Below are 17,479 nucleotides of genomic sequence, written 5' to 3' on the forward strand. Positions count from 1 at the left end.
ACGGCCGTTTATATGGTGTTCGGAATATAGGTGAACGGCTTCGGCAGCTGGGCTCGGACTTAGACATTGCATCCTTTGCAAAGCGACCGTTTCGGACATTGTCCGCTGGACAAAAGACGCGGGTTAGCCTTGCTAAGGCCCTGATTAACGAGCCGGAGCTTCTACTGCTCGATGAGCCGACCGCATCACTGGATCCAGATACCGCCGACCGTGTTCGCAGCTTTCTCTCCAGCTACCAAGCGTCATCTGGGATGACGATATTGCTGGCATCGCACAACATGATGGAGGTCGAGCGCATCTGTTCCGATGTGATGATCATGCGGGCCGGAAAGATCGTGGATCAGGGCACGCCTCAGGGGCTGGTCGCAAGATATAGGCGCAGCACCCTGGAAGAAGTATTCCTCGACGTAATGCGAGAAACCGGTGAGGGAGATCGGAATCGCAAGACGGTGGCCCTGCCGTGAGCCTCCAAGCGTCGATCACTCTCTCAGTGGGCCGAATCGGTGCGATGGCGCTGCGTTATCTATATCTGTTGCGGGGATCCTGGCCACGGATCCTTGAACAGGCGTACTGGCCGACGGTTCAGATGATCATGTGGGGCTTCATCACGCAGTTCTTCATTACCAATAGCTCGTGGGTTGCTCACGCAACGGGCGTGCTTCTTTCCGCCGTTTTATTATGGGATGTGCTCTTTCGTGCGCAGCTTGGCGTTTCCGTTGTGTTTATGGAAGAGATGTTTGCGCGCAATCTGGGACATTTATTTGCTAGCCCCTTGCGGCCCTATGAACTGGTTTTTTCGATGTTACTCATCAGTCTGTTTCGTACATTGTTAGGTGTTGGCACCGCCGCTTTGTTGGCTATCCCTCTTTATCACTATTCGATATTTGATCTTGGATTGCCGCTACTAGCTTTTTTTGCGAATCTCTTGGTATTTGGCTGGGCGATCGGGCTCTTAATATGCGGCCTCCTGCTGCGTTACGGCCTTGGAGCTGAAAGCCTGGCCTGGGCGTCGATTTTTGCCTTGGGGCCAATCAGTGGCATTTACTATCCGATTTCAACATTGCCTGACTGGCTGCAGCCGGTCGCCTGGGCCATTCCCAGCAGTCATGTATTTGAGGGTATGCGGGCAGTCTTATTTGATCATCGATTTGATAAGGAATTGTTTTTCGATGCAGTCCTGTTGAATGGTATCTATATCGTGCTGGGGATGATCGTTTTCCTCTGGGTATTCCGGATCGCACGCGTGCGCGGCCTTCTGTTACAGGTTGGTGAGTAGCCGTCGTACCTTCGCGCTTTACTTCGCCGTGAAAACTTGTGTGACGCTCACAACTACGATCAACGAGAAGCAGATCAGCGCCCACGATGGGATGCTCAGACCTAGGAATGTCCAGACCACCTCAGCGCAATCGCCAGTCCCGGTCAACATGATTTTGAGCGTTTCAGTGAGTGGATAGGTGTTCAGCATATACTCAAGTCCCGGGCCGCACTCAGGGATTTCCTCTGGCGGCAAGTGCTGTAGGTAAACTTGCCGTGCGGCGACCGCAGCACCGCCGAAGGAAACTAGGGTAATGAAGGTGCTGTAGATTCTAGCGCCGATGCGCCGTGGACCGTGTATTGCCGCCAGTAGACTTAAGAGCGCGGTGATTACGAAAGCAATTCGCTGAACAATACATAGTGGACATGGTTCAAGATCTTTGACGTTCTCCAAATACATGCCGAAGCCGAGAAGGGCCGTACAACCGAGAAAGATCATTAGGTAGATCAATCGATTAAGGCGCATGATACAAGCCTCGCAGTTAGAAATGAGTGCTAGCATTATTATTTGAACTCGCTATGTTAGCCTGCCCTCGTTCGGATCCCACGATGTAGGGTGTCAGGAAGCTCGGGATCCGATCATCCAGCCAGTATGTTGCACGCCATGGAGCTGGCCCACTGATAAATCCCACATGTCCGCCGCGTTCGCTGAGCTCTAGCGATATACTGGGTGACAGCTCTGATGCATTCGGTATGGCGGCGGGCGTCATGAACGGATCATCCACGGCATGCAGTATGAGTGTTGGTATGCAAATGGAGTTTAGATACTGGCGGCTGCTAGAGCGCGAGTAATAGTCATTGACGTCTTCGAAGCCATGTAAAGGTGCAGTGATTGCATCGTCAAAGGCGCGAAAGTTCTTCAACGTGTTCAGTTGACCCAAGGCGATGGGCGGTTTAATTGTTTGAAATTTTTGTCTCATTTTCGCGCACAGACTTTTGAGTAACAGCCGTTGATAGATCCGCGAGAGACCTTGATCAAGGCGCTCAGCGCTGTTGTGCAGGTCGAACGGGACAGATACGGCGACAGCCGCTTCTAACGCCACATCCTGCCCGTACTCACCAAGATATTTCAGCAATACGTTACCACCCAAGGAGTATCCCACGGCTGCCAATGAGGTGCCCGGCTCCCGCGCGTTGAGCGTTTCGATGAGGTAACGGAGATCACCCGTGTCACCTGAGTGATAGCTGCGGGCCATGCGATTTGGGGTGGCACTGCAACCTCGAAAATGCATAAGTACCCCACGCCATCCTTTGCGATGAAAGGCTGCCATGATCCTCGCAGCATAGGGGGACCGGATGTCTCCCTCCAGGCCGTGTAAGACAATCACGATGGGGCCAGAGTGGCCTGTCGTCCAAGCGAGATCGACGAAATCACTATCGGGAAGCTCCAATCGTTCCTGCCGTACGGCAATCTTGTGGTTGCGCGATGATATGCGCGGCCAGAACGTCTGTGCGTGGGGTCCCGGCAGCCACCAGGCGGCCTTAAAAGTGTTACGGATAATCACCTGTTAATGTGCCCCCCGGCCGATGTTTTCGACTACCGGCTCCTGCACCAACACAGTATCCAGGCAGCCACTGTTTCGTTCAGTCGAGATAGCGGCTAAGGAGCCCTTTGTATGCGTCGATGCGTCGATCGCGCAGATAGGGCCATTCATGACGCACCGCCTCGCTTCGTTTAAAGTCAAGGGATACCACGTGTACGGCGTCTGCATCGCTTGACGCCTGGGCCAAAATTTCCCCTTGTGGCCCGGTGATGAAACTTGAGCCCCAGAATTGAATCGGAGTGGCGTTTTCCTTTACGCCTTCCTCAACTCCCCAGCGGTTACAAACGGCCAGTGGCAGGCTGTTGGCAATGGCATGGGCACGTTGAATCGTGATCCAGGCGTCAAGCTGGCGTGCGCGTTCGGGTTCCGGGTCTTTGGGATCCCATCCGATAGCGCTTGGATAGAGCAAGAGATCGGCGCCGGCGAGGGCCATCAGACGGGCGGCTTCTGGAAACCACTGATCCCAGCACACCAGCACGCCCAGGGCTCCGGCGGACGTCGCGATGGGTGTAAAGCCCTGGTCCCCTGGCGCAAAGTAGAATTTTTCGTGATAGCCCGGATCGTCGGGGATGTGCATCTTACGGTACGTTCCGGCGATCTGGCCGTTCCGCTCCAAGACCACGGCCGTATTGTGGTACAGACCGCGGGCACGGTGTTCAAAGATGGAGGCCACGATGACGATCCCAAGTTCGGCAGCGACGCGCGCTAGCTGCTCGGTCGTTGGCCCGGGAATGGATTCCGCAAGATTGAACTTGTTCGCATCTTCGAAACCACAGAAATATTGATAGCAATGTAACTCGGGAAGCAACACAAGTTCGGCGCCTTGCCGATGGGCTTCATGTACGCCCGAAATGGACGCTTCGAGGTTTTCTGTCCGCTCCACAGTACATGCATGCTGTACGAGGCCAACGGAAAGGGTAGTGCTCATTGGGCAACTCCATGTAGTAAGTGCATTGCGACGCAGTGGAGACTGCCGTATTGGTGAATCAACGGCAAGGCGTTGATGCCAACGATTTGGCGCTCAGGAAAACAATCACCCAAAATTTTGAGGCCTTGCGCATCGTTAGGATCGTTGTACGTGGGCACAAGCACAGCGTTATTAATAATCAGAAAGTTAGCATAGCTTGCGGGAAGTGACTTTCCATCCTTTGAATAGATCATACGTGGGCAGGGGAGGGCGATGAAACGGTACGGCTCACCATCTAGTTGCCGAAATGTCTCTATTTCTCGTGCCATCGCATGAAGCTCTGGATAGTTTGGGTCATTCTCATCGTCACACCGCACATACGCGATGGTCTCTCGGTCGACGAAACGTGCAAGGGTATCGATATGCCCGTCGGTGTCGTCGCCAAGCAGCTGTCCGTGATTTAACCATAGGATGCGACGGCAGCCGAGATATCGTAATAACTGGGACTCGATCGCATTCGCGCTAAGTTCTGGATTGCGTGTGGGAGAAACTAAGCAGCGCGACGTCGCCAATAGTGTACCGGCGCCGTCCGTCTCGATGCTTCCTCCCTCAAGCACAAGGTCAATGTGCTCGATCGGTGTATGTCCGAATGCACCTGCTGCGTGCAGCATGCTCGTGATGCGGTTGTCATGATTGGCTGGGTACTTGTTGCCCCAACCGTTAAATTTGAAGTCTATGAGGTGTGGGTTGCCATCCCTAAGCAAGCCAATGGGCCCGTGATCGCGTGCCCAACTATCATTGGAGGGAGCGACGTAGAGTGTGTAACAAACGGGATCGATCCTAGATCGCCGAAAGAGTGATTCAACGTGGAAGCCGTGCGCCTGATCGTTACAGGCAATCACAAGCTTTTGTGACTTGGAGGCCGTCTTTGCGATCGCAAGAAAGGTATCTTCGGTTGCTAACGGGTCCGGCTGCCAGTTCGTCTCGGCATGCGGCCATGTCATGAACAGCGCGCTTTGCCGTTCCCACTCGGCAGGAAAGCGTGTCGCCTTATGCAGCATTCAGCGAATAGGGTAGCGGTTGGACTTGTACCGTCGGACCCTCATCACGATGCAACCGGACCTCAGTGCTTGCGGCCGCTTCCGTTTCGATAACAGCCAGCATCGCGATGCCGCCGTCTGGATGTGGTCTCGCGTTGAGGACTTGGCCAATGCGCTCGCGGCTTCTCACCTCGAAGAGGGCATCGCCGGGATCCGGCACCGCATCAGTATCCAGATGCGCAAGGTACGTGCGTCGTTTCAGTTTGCCCCGGTATTTAACGCGGGCGATGACTTCTTGACCTGGAAAGCAGCCTTTCTGAAAGCTGAGCGCGCCCAAAGCATGAAGATTGAGCATCTGGGGCAAGAAGGCTTCTGACGTCGCGGGGTAGATGCTTGGGATCCCGGCAAGAATATCCAGTAGGGCCCATGGCCCGGCACCGACTGGTGTTACCTCTGATGCAAGCGCTTGCCACACAGCTTGAAGCCTTGCGGCTTTTCCAACCACTAGAAAGCGAGGTGTGGGACCCGGAATGCCGAGTAATGTGACCGTGCCGTTTTGCGTGGCGTCATCTACAACGTGAGGTACATCCCCAACCGAGTGCTTAAGGTAAGTTGCCACGTCATCGCCCGCGATGCCAATACGGGCCAGCGAATCGCTTGCATCAGCCATGGTGACGGCGGCACGCAACACATAACCGCGCAAGCGGTGTATGGTCATGTCAACGAGTTCCCGCGGTAATAACAGGTAGTAATGCTGGCCGCGCCTAAATATCAAAAAGATCGCCAGCACCTGTCCTTTGGGCGTGCACCAAGCACTAAGCTGGCTGTGCCGTGGGGTGATCGCGTCGACGTCGCTCGTGAACTGTCCATGTAGAAATTCGTTAGCGTCATTACCGCCGACCTCGATTAACCCTAAGTGGGATAGGTCTGCAATGACATTCGACGATAGCACGGCGCGATACTCCGCAGTTCGATTACCGTAATCATTGACGATGTCATCAACAAAGGCAGCACCGAAATCTGTTAGAAACTGTCTCCAATGATTTTCCATGATTAGCCGATTCCGTTGGCGTTATATAGTTGAGGCGTCGCGAATCTGCGCTACGAGGCGAGCCATCGCGGTGTTACTCGGCTGCGATCTGCCCATCAGCCACGAGAGCAGGTCATCATCTGAATGATCCAAAAACTCGTTGAAAAGCTGCTTATCTTCCAGTGACAGATCGGCATAATGCTGGGCGAGGAACTTTTGCAGGATCAGATCGAGCTCCCGTAAGCCGCGTCGGCAGCGCCACAGCAGCCGAGACCGTTCAATCATCGGTCGTTCAAGAACACCAACACAACAATGAGCCTACGTGGTCCGCGTAATCATGAGCTTTTTGATCTCGGCGATAGCCTTTCCAGGATTAAGGCCCTTTGGACAGGTGTTTGTGCAGCTCATAATGGTGTGACACCGATAGAGGCGGAATGGACCTTCAAGGTCGTCCAAGCGTTTGCCGGTAGTTTGATCTCGGCTATCCACGATCCAACGATATGCCTGCAGCAGGACGGCCGGACCGAGATAACGGTCGCTGTTCCACCAGTAACTTGGACAACTGGTTGAACAACAGGCACAAAGAATACACTCGTACAGACCATCGAGTTTGGCGCGATCTTTCTTGGATTGTAAATGTTCTCGATCTGGCGAAGGGGGGCTCTCCGTCTGGAGCCAAGGCTCGATCGAAGCGTACTGGGCATAGAAATTCGTCAGGTCCGGCACAAGGTCTTTGACGACCGGCAGATGTGGCAGCGGGTAGATCTTGACGTCTCCGCGAATATCTTCGATCGCCTTAATGCAAGCAAGCTCATTGGTGCCATCGATGTTCATCGCGCAAGAACCACAAATACCTTCTCGGCATGAACGCCGGAAAGTTAAGCTTGCGTCAAACTCGTTCTTAATCATAATCAGGGCATCAAGCGCCATCGGCCCGCAAGTATCCAGGTCGAGCTCATAAGTATCCATGCGTGGGTTCTCTTCGCTGTCCGGGTCGAACCGATAGATGACAAAACGCCTTGTATTCATTGCGCCATCAGCATGACGATAGGTTTTTCCCTTACGGATCACGGAATTTGCGGGTAATGTGAACTCAGCCATGGTGTTTATCCTCGCAGTGCGGTTCGTCAGTACACCCGTGCTTTGGGCGGAAACGATTCCACTTCATCCGTTAGCGGCTGCATACGTATAGGCCGATCGTCAAATCGCACTTCACCCTTATTATCTAGCCACGCCAAGGTATGTTTTAACCAGTTCTGGTCGTCGCGATCCGGATGGTCCTCACGGGCATGGGCTCCTCGGCTCTCTGTGCGGTTGAGCGCCGAACACACGGTAACCATCGATTGCGTCAGAAGGTTGGCCAGTTCAAATGTCTCAATGAGATCGGTGTTCCATATCATAGACTGATCTGTAACGTGAACATCAGCAAATGACGCCAAGATCTCTTGTATCTTCTGTTTGCCTTCCTCCAGGACCGCGCCAGTGCGAAATACTGAGGCATTACTCTGCATCGTCTTCTGCATCTCCAACCGAATCCGGGCAGTTGGTAAGGATCCCTTGGCATGGCGAAGCCGGTCCACCCGTTCCAAGATGGGTTCCTCCAGTTTCTTGTTCAAAGGCTTGTGGGGTGTGTCGGGCTCGATATGCTTTGCGCAGTAGTTGGCTGCTGCGCGCCCAAAGACAATGATGTCGAGCAAGGAATTTGACCCGAGCCGATTGGCACCGTGTACTGACACGCACGCGCATTCACCGATGGCCATCAATCCAGGAACCAGGGAATCCGGGTCGCCCTCTTTCAAGGTCACCACCTGTCCATGATGGTTGGTGGGGATCCCGCCCATGTTGTAGTGCGCCGTCGGTAGCACAGGGATGGGGTCCTTGTTGACGTCCACGCCGGCAAAAATCCTGGTGGTTTCGGCGATCCCCGGGAGCCGCTCGTTTATCACTTCCGGGCCGAGATGCTCGAGATGCAGAGAAATGTGGTCCTTGTGTTTTCCAACGCCACGGCCCTCACGGATCTCGATGGTCATTGCACGGCTGACCACATCCCGCGAGGCGAGGTCTTTGGTGTTCGGTGCATAGCGTTCCATAAAACGCTCACCTTCCGAATTGGTGAGATAGCCGCCTTCACCCCGAGAACCCTCCGTTATCAGACAACCCGATCCGTACATGCCGGTTGGATGGAACTGCACGAACTCCATGTCCTGGAGTGGCAGCCCGGCCCGCAACACCATGGCATTGCCGTCACCCGTGCACGTATGGGCAGAGGTACACGAGAAATAGGTACGCCCATAACCTCCGGTTGCCAGCAATGTGGCATGGGCTCGAAAACGGTGTAACGTGCCATCTTCAAGGTTCCAGGCCAACACTCCTCGGCACATGCCTTCATCGTCCATGATGAGGTCGATCGCAAAGTATTCGATGAAGAACTCTGCCTGGTGCTTAAGGCACTGCTGATAGAGCGTGTGCAGAATCGCATGACCAGTGCGATCTGCGGCAGCGCAGGTGCGCTGCGCCGTACCTTCGCCGAAGTGGGTGGTCATGCCGCCAAACGGGCGCTGATAGATCTTGCCGTCCTCGGTTCGGGAAAAGGGGACCCCAAGGTGCTCAAGCTCAATGACCGCAGGGACAGCCTCACGGCACATGTATTCAATCGCGTCTTGATCCCCAAGCCAGTCGGACCCCTTGACCGTGTCGTACATGTGCCAGCGCCAATCGTCTTCTCCCATGTTGCCGAGGGTGGCGCTCATGCCGCCCTGGGCGGCTACCGTGTGGCTTCGCGTTGGAAAAACCTTGGTGATGCAGGCTGTCGGTAGCCCTTTTGCGGCCATACCCAAAGTGGCCCTGAGCCCCGCGCCACCGGCGCCGACCACGACGACGTCGTATTGGTGATCGATGATCTCGTAGGCAGCAGTCATCTGTGATTAGCTCCCCAAGGAAACCTTTAGTACCGCAACAGCGCAGACGATAGCAAGGAGAATGGCTGCAAATTTGAGCACGATCCCGCTCGTCACCTTGAGCCATTCAGTGTGGACATAGTCTTCGATAATCTCCTGCATGCCGAGTTGCGCATGGTAAAACAGGGCCACAATGCACAAGATCAGCAGGACGGTGACGAGGGGGGATCCGATCCACTGGGAAACCGCCGCGTGGTCAGCGCCTACCATGGATAGGATGGAGACGACAAACCACAGACTGAGCGGCACGAGTGCCACTGCGGTCAGACGCTGCATCCACCAGTTACGCACGCCTTCCTTGGCTGAGCCGAGCTCACGAATTCGGGCTAGGGGTGTGCGCGGCGTCATGCCCCGCCTCCTGGCACACTCATCGCGATGATCCACGTCACCACCGTCAGCACTACGGTGGCGATCACCACGGCCATGCCCGAGGCATAAACAGTCTTGAGCTCAAATCCGAATCCTGCATCCCAGAAGAGGTGACGAATGCCGTTGCAGAGATGATAGTAAAGCGCCAGTGTCCAAAGAAACAGGACGGCCTTGCCCAACCATGAACCTAATAAGGCCTGAGCGCTCTCATACGTGCCGGGGCCGGCAGCGATAGCCAGGAGCCAGTAGACGAGCAGAAGTGTCCCGAGGGTCAGAAGGATACCGGTGCCCCGGTGGGTAATAGAAAGGACGGATGTGAGCTGCCAGCGATATACTTGCAAATGTGGTGAGAGCGGCCTTTTATCCTGTGCCATAGTGTAAAACCTCTCGGCTTCCAGCAATCACATAATCATGCGATCCTGCCTCGATTGTTGGGATCGCAGGCCTACCATTTCCCTCCTGCCCAGTAGTCCCGGACAGGTCTGCTTCCCAGGGGCTGGTTTTAAGGGGATCTAAAAGTCACAACACCGGCCACGCCGTTCCCAGTCCCCGTAGCGCGTGGGCTCAGGGCCTTTAGGGCCACCAATCTCCCGAGGAGCATTGACCCTGCCCTGGTTTTGCCGCGGGGCCTGATTTTGTGATTTTTTCTCCGCAATTTTTTGCTTATTTTTCATGGATATCTGCTAGCCACCCTATGTCGATATGCCCACCCTGCCTGGTGCCGTCAGTTACCGCGTATCGAGGTAAAATCGCCATTTTGGTGTCATAGGCGGTGGTGACGAAGTTAGTATCTTTTTAATGCAGGTGGATTTCAAGACTTGGCCGAGATAGGCATGAGCCCTGTGACCGGTGCGTTTCAGGCGCCGATTCGCCTCAAATTGCGCTCGTCACGATGGCTGACCATTGGTCTTTTGACGACCCATTTTGGAGCGATGGGAATTCTGATCCCGCTGGATCTCGCCTTGTGGGCCAAGCTAGTCGCGGTGTTTGTGCTGACTGGAAGCCTGATTCATTCGTTGCGCCGATACGTTTTGCGCTTCAGCCCATCGTCTTTGGAGGAGTTACAGCTCAATGCCGATGGGGAGTGGCTCCTTACCAATGCACAAGGGGAGACGCATTCAGCCGAGCTCTTGCCGGGTGCCTTTGTGCATCCCTGGCTGATCGCGCTGCGCTTTAAAGTGGAAGGTCGTACCCAGCCAGTCGTGCTTCTGCCTGATCAAGCGGATCCCAACACCCTGCGGCGTTTACGCGTTCGGCTCAGGTTGTAATGTGCAAAAAGGGTTATGTGGTTAGCTTGTCCGCGTTTTCTGCCGGCGCCGTTTCTCGCGTCGCATGGCTAACCATGCGATCAGGAGTTTTCGAAGTGGCGTGAGCACAATGTGCTGTTCCAGCACGCGGTAGCCGTCGCGCTCGACCTCGTTGAGCGTTGCAAGAACGATCTCCGACATGATTAAGCCGTGAAGCTGTTGCCATCGGTCGCTTTCCGGTAGTTTGTCAATCGCTTGGCCAAACTGCTCCCGCGTCCGATCAATTTGGAGCCTGAACAACTGTTTTAGTCTATCTGTGGATTTCGCGCTGACCAGATCCTCAACAGTTATGGGCAATCGCTCCATGTCATCTTTGGGGATGAATATGCGTCCCCCGGTAGCATCTGCACGAACGTCCTGAAGGATTGTTGCGAGCTGAACAGCACAGCCAAGCTGTTTGGCATACTCCAATGTGCTTGAGTCCTGATATCCGGTGATGGTCGTTGACATTTGCCACAGCAGTCCAGTGGTACCTTCGCAGTGCAGGACGAGATCGGTGAAATGACTGTACTCTATGGCGTTAAGCGTCGCTTCTGTGCAATCAATGATCCGAAACAAATCTTCAATTGGGAGCCGGTAGCGTTTGATGATGGGACTGAGGGCTTGTCCGAGTGGGTGCCGCGCATGGCCCTCGATAGCCCGTTGGGTTTCCTCCCGCCACCACTGCAGTTTTACGCGGGCGACCCCCGGATCAGCGCATTTCCGGATAACGTCGCCTACTTCGAGGCCAAAGGCGTGTAGTGTAGTGACGGCTCGTCTTTCTTCCGGGGGAATGAATAGTGTGCTGTAGTACAGGCTCGAACCCACCGCAGCGACCGTTTCACGATCATTGTCATCGGCTGGCACTGAACTCACGCGCCTTGTGGCCAGAATCGATCCAGTCGATGAGGTCGAGTGGCGTTTCAATAACGCCATCTGCCCCCCATGTGAAGGGATCATCTTCCGGGTCGATGTATCCGAACAGTGCAACGAGCGTTCTCATACCGGCACGCCTTCCGGCTTTGATATCACGAGGGGCGTCACCGACATAGACACATTGCGATGGCTTGCTACCTGAGAGCTCACAGGCATGCAATAAGGATTCCGGATGCGGCTTGCGATTGGCGACACTATCGCCGCTAACAATGCAAGCCGCGCGTCCTTTCAGGCCGAGTTTGTCCATTAACGGATCGGTGAGCCAAGCGGGCTTATTAGTAATCACGCCCCAGTTCATGTCGTTTGCCTCAAGCCACTGAAGCGTGGTCTCCATTCCTGGGAATAGGCGTGTCTCATTGGCAAGATGGGAATGGTATTTTTCCAGAAATCGCTGGCGCAGGTCCTCGAACGCCGGATCGCGTTCGCTGATGCCGAAAGCCAAGTGGATTAGTGCGTTGCTTCCATGAGAGACACGCACACGGATCTTTTCATAGGGTAACGTTTGTTGCTTTTCTTCCTTGAGCAATCGATTGAGTGCGTACGCAAGGTCTGGGGCACTATCTGCCAGCGTACCATCCAGATCAAAAAAAACGCTGCGCAGTCTGTCAGGGATTTGGCTCATCGTGTAGTTCAGTTTGAACGATATAGTTCGTGGCGATATCGCTGCCCAGAGCGCCATGATTAGTCAATGGGTTGTAGGACAGCCCGGTAATATTCGCCATGACTAGATCACAGGTACGCGCCCAGCTAGCCAGTTCAGAAGGACGAATAAATCGGGCGTATTCGTGCGTACCTTTTGGGAGAAGGCCAAAGATATATTCCGCTCCGATGATTGCAAGGAGATAGGCCTTCGGGGTGCGGTTAATTGTGGAAAAAAACACGTGACCTCTTGCACGGACCAAACGTGCACAGGCCTGCACCACGGATGCCGGATTCGGTACGTGTTCTAGCAATTCCATGCAGGTGACGACATCAAATTCATGCGCGTGGGTTTTCGCGAAGGCTTCAGGCACAGCTTGAACGTATTCCACAGCAAGGCCCGAAATTGATTGATGTTCACGAGCAGCCGTCAGAGCCACATCGCTGGCGTCGATGCCCGTAACAATAGCACCTTGTGCCGCCATACTTTCTGTCAGGATGCCACCACCACAGCCTACATCCACGATTTTTTTCCCCTCAAGACCGCCGACGCGTTGGCCAACATAATCGAGACGCAAAGGGTTAATCTCGTGAAGTGTGCGAAATGCGCCTGCAGGATCCCACCATTCGGAAGACGCTGCCTCGAACTTGGCAACTTCTTGGGCATCAACGTTTTGAGTAGCGTGACTCATAAGGCGAAGGATACCTTACTTACGCATTCGCGCGCATATTGTTGTATGCCGTGGCGCTCACCCCCCGTGCCTCGCGCCGTTATAATGGCGCTTGGATCCTTGTCTTCTCCACGATTCTGAGTCCATGAAGCTATACCTCGTTCAACATGGTGATGCGGTTTCCAAAGACCGTGATCCTGATAGGCCACTTAGTGATAAGGGGTTAGACGATGTTAGGAAGATCGCCTTGTGGCTCGGTGGTTTGGATCTGCACGTACGCCGTGTCCTGCATAGTGGCAAGACCCGCGCAAGGCAGACGGCTGAATTATTCGCCGGGGAAATTGCTTCAGATTGGGAAATCGAAGCGATAGCCGGTATTGATCCGATGGATCCAATTGAACTTTTCATGTCGATGCTTGAAGCCTGGACGGAAGATGTGCTGGTTGTAGGCCACCTGCCGTTCATGGCGAAACTTGTCTCGCGCCTCGTTTGTGAAGGTGCAACGCGCCCCGTTGTGGCATATCAGCCGGGAAGCGTTGTGTGCCTGGGAAAGGAAGCCGACGATCGTTGGGTAATCGTTTGGATGATGCGACCGGAATTACTCAGTTAATTGAGGTTCCGTAGTGCGTGCGTGGTGCGCGGCGTGCTTAGCGTCATCAGGCGTGAGACTCTGGACGGCCTTTCTCGCCCAAGCAATCGATTCCAAGTAGCAGTCTTTGATCCTTACGGGATCTAATGATTCGTAGGCGATGTCGTCCCACTGGCCTTTTTCGTACTGGATCACACAGTGTAAGGCGGCACCCAGTTCGCCGTCGAACGTTTGTATTGCTTGGGCGATGTTTCGATCTAGCCGCAGAGTTTCCAAAATTTCCTCGATCGGTATGTCGAGCACAGCGGCGAGATTGGAGAATAGTCCCGCGGTGAAATAATGTTCCTTATTAGGTTTTCCAGCTGCATCTGCAAGCAACTCACACATCTTTGCGCGAATTGCGGCAGCGATGATCAGATCGTTGGGGAGATCCCTGATTCCCGAAAGCGCGGTGAGACTCGCCCAGTTCCGAATGTGTTTAACACCGATCGATGCCAGCACACGGCTGACGGAATCAGCTTCCACAGGCAGCGCAGAGATGCTTGAGTTGATGGTACGTAACAATCGTTCACTCAATGATGTGTCTGATGCGATGGCCTTTTCCAATTGTGCGTCATCGGATTCTGCGGCATACAGAGTGGCGAGCAACTGAAGCGTCGCCGTTCGATCGGCCACGAATCGATGGCCGCTTATAGTCCGCGGCTTGGATAGGAAAAATCCTTGATAATAGTCAAAACCCAGTGTTTGGCAGAGTTCGAAGTCATCTTGTGTTTCAATCTTTTCGGCCAACAGTTTCAGGCCATGTTGGCGAAGCAGATCGACATGTTCTTTCAGCGTGGCCCGGTCCATGCTGAGCACGTCGACTTTAATGATGTCAGCGATTTCAAGGAGCTCGGTGTGCCCATGGCTATAGATATAGTCGTCGAGCGCAATGGTATATCCCTCCTCGGCTAATGAACGTAATCCGCTAATGAGCTGTTCGTCGATCTCGATGTCTTCAAGGACCTCAAGCACGATCCGATCTTTTTCCACCGGAAGCGTGTGATTACCGAGCACAAAACTTCGTGTCACATTGAGAAAAGCGGGTAGCTGGCCGACGATGTTGTCAAGGCCAATCTCAAGGAATGTATTGAGAATCACCTGTGCTGTGGCCGAATCACCATCGTCAAAGGCGGCTCTCGTTGCCCAATTGCTGCCGCGAAACAGCAATTCATAGGCAACCACATCGAGGCTGCTGTTGAAGATCGGTTGTCGACCGACCAATACTTGCTGGGTCATAGGCTAACTTAGGCGGAGTGAGGGATCAAAGCGTTGTTTGGAAAATTAGGCGGCCTTTAAGGTGACGGCTCTTTCTTCTTCTTTTGTCCGTACTTTCCAATATATTCGGCGGATAGCTTCTTCGCTGCCTTTAGCTCATCGGGCGAGAGCATCGCTGCGGCCGGCGGGACACTCTCTGCTGCCCCGGTGTGGCCCTGATGTGCTGCCGTGCTGTACCAGGCGTAGGCAATCTCAAAATCTTTTGGGACGCCCTTCCCCTCAACATAGAGGTTGGCTAGCCTGTACTGGGCCTGGGGAATACCCTGTTCTGCTGCTTTGCGATACCACTTGGCGGCTTCTTCATAGTCCTTTTCAATGCCCTGCCCATTGGCATACATGACGCCGAGGTAGTATTGGGCATACTCGTCCTCAGACCCTACCGCAAGGGCTTGCATCGTTCGGTAAGCTGTTTGGTAGTCACCCATGGAATAGGCGACAGCGCCATCATTAAAATCAGCAAACAATGCCGTTATTGGTAAGAACAGAAGAGCGAGTCCAAGGACGGGTTTTTTCATCGGTTTTGCCTCAATGAGTCACTTCGGTCAAGCGAAAAGCAGTGCATGGCGTAAAATACGTATATTTGAACGTTCCGCATCTTGCGAGCCTTGATAATGAGTTCAACTAGGGGCTGATGGAACCGAGCCGTGCGTGGCTACCTGAATTCATTAGTCCACAATTCTAAAAAATTGTTTCATGTGCAAAAGAGAAAGTAAACCACAGGGGCCCCACAAATGAGTGGGTTCCGTGCATTTCGAATCCATAATGACCATGGTCGCGTTTTTGGCCAGTTAGAAACCTTGACCCTGAATGACCTGTCCCCGGGTGAGGTCGTCATCCGAGCAGCGTGCTCGAGCGTGAATTACAAGGATGCGCTAGCGGCGACGGGTGCGGGCAAGATCGTGCGACGCTTCCCATTGGTTGGAGGTATCGACGTGGCTGGCTATGTGGAGTCATCAAAGGACCGGCGCTTTAAGGAAGGCGATGAAGTCCTCGTCACGGGCTATGACATGGGCGTCAGCCACGATGGTGGTTACGCGGATCGGGTGCGCGTACCCGCCGAGTGGGTCATTCCGTTACCGAAAGGCATGGCACTGCACCAGGCCATGGCTTTGGGAACCGCAGGCTTTACCGTCGGGCTCTGCATGCAACGGCTTGAAGATAATAGGCAAACGCCGGATAAAGGCCCGATGGTCGTAACGGGTGCAACCGGCGGGGTTGGCAGCATCGCAGTGGACGTCCTTTCGGGACACGGGTACTCCGTTACCGCCATAACTGGTAAGGCTCATGAACATGACTACCTCCGAGCATTGGGCGCCGAGGAAATTCTCGATCGAAAAGACATCGAACTCGGAAGCCACCCTTTAGAAAGTGCCACCTGGGGTGGCGCCATCGACAGTGTCGGCGGTGATGTATTGGCTTGGCTGACACGAACCACCAAGCCTTGGGGCAGTATTGTGTCGGTGGGATTGGCCGGTGGCAGCGATCTTCGCACGACAGTCATGCCCTTCATCCTCCGCGGGGTCAGCATCATTGGCGTGACGTCAGCGGGCTGTCCAACAGAGCTTCGCAATAAAATCTGGCTGCGCCTGGCAACGGATCTTGCACCACGTCATCTTGATGCAATCGCATCTGAGACAGTGGCCCTGGAACAACTGCCCGATGTCTTTAACTCACTTCTTAAGGGCGCCGCAAAGGGCCGAACAGTTGTCACCCTAGGCAAGGCGTAATTCCAACATTTCTGTAGCCTTAGAGGCTATAATGAGCCGCTGCCCTCTGGAGGGTAGGTGCCTGAAAGCGCGCGATAGCAAGCAGTATTGGCCAATCGATCAACAGTTCCGTTGAACAATCACACCGATTATCCTGGCCCTGACTCTTGCGTGTTGCAGTTGAGCATCTATCCTGTTACTCGGTTGCAAATGCGCGAATCTAAAACGCAAACACTGTGCACGATATTGTTATAACGTTTTCTGATGGCCGGCAAGACCTTAATCGATAAGCTCTGGGACGTCCATGTGGTGCGGGATTACGAGGATGGCACATCCATCATCTATATCGATCGTCATCTCATCCACGAGGTAACTTCCCCGCAGGCGTTTGAAGGCCTGAAGCTCGCCGGACTCGAGCCCTGGCGCACGGGCGCGATTCTGGCGGTACCCGACCATAATGTCCCGACGATCGGGCGAGAGAAAGTTGAGGACCCCGTCTCACGGTTACAGCTGGAGACACTTGATCAGAATTGTGCCGAATGGGGAATCACCGAATTCACAATGAACGATCCGAGGCAAGGCATCGTACATGTGATTGGTCCCGAGCAGGGGGCTTGTCTGCCGGGCATGACGATTGCCTGTGGCGATTCTCACACGTCCACGAACGGGGCCCTGGGCGCACTGTCATTTGGTATTGGTACGTCTGAAGTCGAGCATGTGTTGGCGACACAATGTCTTGTAATGAAAAAAGCCAAAAACATGCTGGTGAACGTCACGGGTCAGCTCGGAGATGGCATCACGGCAAAGGACATGGTGCTTGCCATTATCCATCAGATTGGGACGGCGGGCGGAACAGGCTATTCGATTGAATATAGTGGGGATGCCATTCAAGCATTGTCGATGGAAGGACGCATGACGGTATGTAACATGACCATTGAGGCCGGTGCGCGTGCTGGGGTAATCGCCGTGGACGACAAGACGATTAACTATGTGAAGGGTCGGCCATTTGCACCCAAAGGAGCAATGTGGAGTGAAGCTGTTCGCGCCTGGCGGGATTTAGTCAGTGACGAAGATGCAAAATTCGATAAGGTTGTACAAATCGATGCCGCTGCAATCGAGCCGCTGGTTACCTGGGGGACCTCCCCAGAAATGGTGCTGCCGATCCACGGGCGCG

Annotated in this window: 22 protein-coding genes; 6 read left to right on the forward strand and 16 right to left on the reverse strand. The window is 54.2% G+C overall.

Annotated elements, in window-relative coordinates:
- Window positions 1–464 (forward strand): ATP-binding cassette domain-containing protein (locus O6944_10895; protein ID MCZ6719641.1); only part of this gene is annotated, 464 nt, incomplete at its 5' end.
- A gap of 44 nt (window positions 465–508) precedes the next feature.
- Window positions 509–1,276, forward strand: a complete 768-nt coding sequence (locus O6944_10900) for an ABC transporter permease (GenBank protein MCZ6719642.1) — start codon at window positions 509–511, stop codon at window positions 1,274–1,276.
- Between the two features lie 18 nt (window positions 1,277–1,294).
- Here the strand turns inward: O6944_10900 and O6944_10905 are convergent, their stop codons facing one another.
- The 11 genes from O6944_10905 to O6944_10955 all read right to left on the reverse strand — a co-directional run bounded on the left by O6944_10905 (window position 1,295) and on the right by O6944_10955 (window position 9,835).
- Entirely contained in the window at window positions 1,295–1,780 is a 486-nt protein-coding gene (locus tag O6944_10905) for a disulfide bond formation protein B (protein MCZ6719643.1), read from the reverse strand.
- Between the two features lie 16 nt (window positions 1,781–1,796).
- Window positions 1,797–2,819: a hydrolase gene (locus O6944_10910; protein ID MCZ6719644.1), complete on the reverse strand. Its 1,023-nt coding sequence runs from the start codon at window positions 2,817–2,819 to the stop codon at window positions 1,797–1,799.
- A 79-nt stretch (window positions 2,820–2,898) separates the two neighbouring features.
- A complete protein-coding gene (locus tag O6944_10915) occupies window positions 2,899–3,786 on the reverse strand; it encodes a carbon-nitrogen hydrolase (GenBank protein ID MCZ6719645.1) in 888 nt (295 codons plus the stop codon).
- Window positions 3,783–4,826, reverse strand: coding sequence for an agmatine deiminase family protein (locus O6944_10920; protein MCZ6719646.1), 1,044 nt, complete (start codon window positions 4,824–4,826; stop codon window positions 3,783–3,785). The genes O6944_10915 and O6944_10920 overlap by 4 nt, the downstream gene beginning before the upstream one ends.
- A complete protein-coding gene (locus O6944_10925; protein ID MCZ6719647.1) occupies window positions 4,816–5,856 on the reverse strand; it encodes a folate-binding protein YgfZ in 1,041 nt (346 codons plus the stop codon). The genes O6944_10920 and O6944_10925 overlap by 11 nt, the downstream gene beginning before the upstream one ends.
- A gap of 21 nt (window positions 5,857–5,877) precedes the next feature.
- The gene (locus O6944_10930; GenBank protein MCZ6719648.1) at window positions 5,878–6,120 is read right to left on the reverse strand and encodes a succinate dehydrogenase assembly factor 2; all 243 of its coding nucleotides are present in this window, start codon (window positions 6,118–6,120) and stop codon (window positions 5,878–5,880) included.
- A gap of 33 nt (window positions 6,121–6,153) precedes the next feature.
- Window positions 6,154–6,936 carry a succinate dehydrogenase iron-sulfur subunit gene (locus O6944_10935; GenBank protein MCZ6719649.1) on the reverse strand — a complete coding sequence of 261 codons (783 nt, stop codon included), beginning with the start codon at window positions 6,934–6,936 and terminating at the stop codon, window positions 6,154–6,156.
- Between the two features lie 26 nt (window positions 6,937–6,962).
- A complete protein-coding gene (sdhA, locus tag O6944_10940) occupies window positions 6,963–8,753 on the reverse strand; it encodes a succinate dehydrogenase flavoprotein subunit (protein ID MCZ6719650.1) in 1,791 nt (596 codons plus the stop codon).
- Window positions 8,754–8,759: 6 nt separating this feature from the next.
- Complete coding sequence (gene sdhD / locus O6944_10945; protein MCZ6719651.1) at window positions 8,760–9,140, reverse strand: succinate dehydrogenase, hydrophobic membrane anchor protein; 381 nt, start codon at window positions 9,138–9,140, stop codon at window positions 8,760–8,762.
- Entirely contained in the window at window positions 9,137–9,535 is a 399-nt protein-coding gene (gene sdhC / locus O6944_10950) for a succinate dehydrogenase, cytochrome b556 subunit (protein ID MCZ6719652.1), read from the reverse strand. The genes sdhD and sdhC overlap by 4 nt, the downstream gene beginning before the upstream one ends.
- Window positions 9,536–9,673: 138 nt before the next feature.
- Entirely contained in the window at window positions 9,674–9,835 is a 162-nt protein-coding gene (locus tag O6944_10955) for a DUF1674 domain-containing protein (protein MCZ6719653.1), read from the reverse strand.
- 159 nt (window positions 9,836–9,994) lie between these two features.
- Between O6944_10955 and O6944_10960 the strand changes: the two genes are divergently transcribed.
- A complete protein-coding gene (locus O6944_10960) occupies window positions 9,995–10,429 on the forward strand; it encodes a hypothetical protein (GenBank protein ID MCZ6719654.1) in 435 nt (144 codons plus the stop codon).
- A gap of 21 nt (window positions 10,430–10,450) precedes the next feature.
- On the opposite strand, the gene O6944_10965 is transcribed toward O6944_10960, so the two are convergent.
- The 3 genes from O6944_10965 to ubiG are packed head-to-tail and all read right to left on the reverse strand — an operon-like array spanning window position 10,451 to window position 12,714.
- Window positions 10,451–11,323 carry a squalene/phytoene synthase family protein gene (locus tag O6944_10965; GenBank protein MCZ6719655.1) on the reverse strand — a complete coding sequence of 291 codons (873 nt, stop codon included), beginning with the start codon at window positions 11,321–11,323 and terminating at the stop codon, window positions 10,451–10,453.
- Window positions 11,301–12,005: an HAD-IA family hydrolase gene (locus O6944_10970; protein ID MCZ6719656.1), complete on the reverse strand. Its 705-nt coding sequence runs from the start codon at window positions 12,003–12,005 to the stop codon at window positions 11,301–11,303. The genes O6944_10965 and O6944_10970 overlap by 23 nt, the downstream gene beginning before the upstream one ends.
- On the reverse strand, window positions 11,989–12,714 hold the full coding sequence (gene ubiG / locus O6944_10975) for a bifunctional 2-polyprenyl-6-hydroxyphenol methylase/3-demethylubiquinol 3-O-methyltransferase UbiG (GenBank protein ID MCZ6719657.1): 726 nt from the start codon (window positions 12,712–12,714) through the stop codon (window positions 11,989–11,991). Before ubiG ends, O6944_10970 begins: the two co-directional genes overlap by 17 nt.
- Window positions 12,715–12,838: 124 nt before the next feature.
- Here ubiG and sixA point away from each other — a divergent pair, with 124 nt between their 5' ends.
- Window positions 12,839–13,303, forward strand: coding sequence for a phosphohistidine phosphatase SixA (gene sixA / locus O6944_10980; protein ID MCZ6719658.1), 465 nt, complete (start codon window positions 12,839–12,841; stop codon window positions 13,301–13,303).
- On the opposite strand, the gene O6944_10985 is transcribed toward sixA, so the two are convergent.
- Both O6944_10985 and O6944_10990 read right to left on the reverse strand, forming a co-directional pair.
- Window positions 13,292–14,560, reverse strand: coding sequence for an EAL domain-containing protein (locus O6944_10985; protein MCZ6719659.1), 1,269 nt, complete (start codon window positions 14,558–14,560; stop codon window positions 13,292–13,294). The genes sixA and O6944_10985 overlap by 12 nt on opposite strands.
- A 56-nt stretch (window positions 14,561–14,616) precedes the next feature.
- Window positions 14,617–15,114, reverse strand: a complete 498-nt coding sequence (locus O6944_10990) for a tetratricopeptide repeat protein (protein ID MCZ6719660.1) — start codon at window positions 15,112–15,114, stop codon at window positions 14,617–14,619.
- Between the two features lie 216 nt (window positions 15,115–15,330).
- Here O6944_10990 and O6944_10995 point away from each other — a divergent pair, with 216 nt between their 5' ends.
- Both O6944_10995 and O6944_11000 read left to right on the forward strand, forming a co-directional pair.
- Complete coding sequence (locus O6944_10995) at window positions 15,331–16,326, forward strand: oxidoreductase (protein MCZ6719661.1); 996 nt, start codon at window positions 15,331–15,333, stop codon at window positions 16,324–16,326.
- 243 nt (window positions 16,327–16,569) lie between these two features.
- Window positions 16,570–17,479 (forward strand): aconitase family protein (locus O6944_11000; GenBank protein MCZ6719662.1); only part of this gene is annotated, 910 nt, incomplete at its 3' end.

Source organism: Gammaproteobacteria bacterium (genome assembly GCA_027296625.1).
Classification (GTDB): domain Bacteria; phylum Pseudomonadota; class Gammaproteobacteria; order JAKEHO01; family JAKEHO01; genus JAKEHO01.